The organism is Streptomyces murinus, from assembly GCF_002154555.1.
GTDB classification, from domain to species: Bacteria; Actinomycetota; Actinomycetes; order Streptomycetales; family Streptomycetaceae; genus Streptomyces; species Streptomyces murinus.
In genome coordinates, this window is sequence record NZ_MUNF01000196.1 from 1 (window position 1) to 1,162 (window position 1,162).

The window sequence follows — 1,162 nt, forward strand, 5'->3', positions numbered from 1 at the left end:
CCTCGCTGGTGGTCCAGCCCGGCTACGGGACGCATGTGCCGGGCGGCGCGGGCTCGTTCTCGGCCTGATCCGAACGAGAGGCCCTAGGTGTATTGACCCGGAGGGTTGTTGACGCGGCTGATCGGGGGCTGGCCTCCGAGCGCGGTGTGGCAGCGGTGGTGGTTGTAGGTGTGCAGGAAGTCTGCCAGTGCCGTGGTTCGCTCGTCGTTTGACGTGTAGGGCCGTAGGTAGGCCCATTCGTCGAGCAGGGTGCGGTTGAAGCGTTCGACCTTGCCGTTGGTCTGCGGCCGGTAGATGCGGGTGAGTTTGCCGGCCGCGCCGAGGTCGGCCAGGGCCTCGCGCCAGGCGAAGCTCTTGCGGTAGGGCCAGGCGTTGTCGGTCAGGACCCGCTCGATGCGGGTGATGCCGTGGGTGGCGAAGAAGGCTGCGGCCCGGCGCAGGAAGGCGGCGCAGGTGGGAGCCTTCTCGTCGTTGTGGACTTCGCTGTAGGCGAGGCGGGTGTGGTCGTCGACGGCGGAGTGGATGTAGTCGAAGCCCATGTTGCTGCGGGTGGTGCGGCCTGCCTGGCGGCCCAGCACCTTGTGGCCGCCGCCGTCGGGGATCCGGCCCAGCTTCTTCACGTCGACGTGGATGAGTTCGCCGGGCCGGTCGCGTTCATAGCGGCGGATGACCTGTCCGGTGGGCCGGTCCAGGAAGGCCAGGCGGTTGAGCCGGTGGCGGACCAGGATGCGGTGGACGGTCGAGGCGGGCAGGCCCAGGACCGGCCCGATGCGGGCCGGGCCCAGCTTGCGCTCTTGTCGCAGCCTGCAGACCCGTGCCTCGGTGGCGGCCGCGGTCCGGTGCGGTGTCGTGCGGGGACGGCTGGAGCGGTCAACGAGTCCGCTCTCGCCCTCTGAGTGCCAGCGCCGGATCCACTTGTGGGCTGTGGGGCGGGAGATGCCCATCTCGGCCGCGACATGCGCGACGGGACGGCCGGAGCGGACACGTTCGACCAGCAGTCGCCTGCCGTGAACGGTCAGCCGGGCATTACGGTGGGACACGAAGGCCTCCGTGCGGTGAAGATTCGACACCTCCACCACACACGGGGGCCTTCGCCATGATCAAGCCCTGCTCGCGTTAACAACGCTCGTGGTCAATACACCTAGGGCCTGTCTGACCCCTC

At 69.1% G+C, this 1,162-nt stretch carries 1 protein-coding gene; it reads right to left on the reverse strand.

Annotation, left to right across the window (positions count from 1 at the left end):
• Window positions 1-83 precede the first annotated feature (83 nt).
• Window positions 84-1,040 (reverse strand): IS481 family transposase, encoded by a 957-nt coding sequence (locus CCN72_RS13985; protein WP_086807811.1) that lies wholly within the window; start codon window positions 1,038-1,040, stop codon window positions 84-86.
• Window positions 1,041-1,162: the final 122 nt, after the last annotated feature.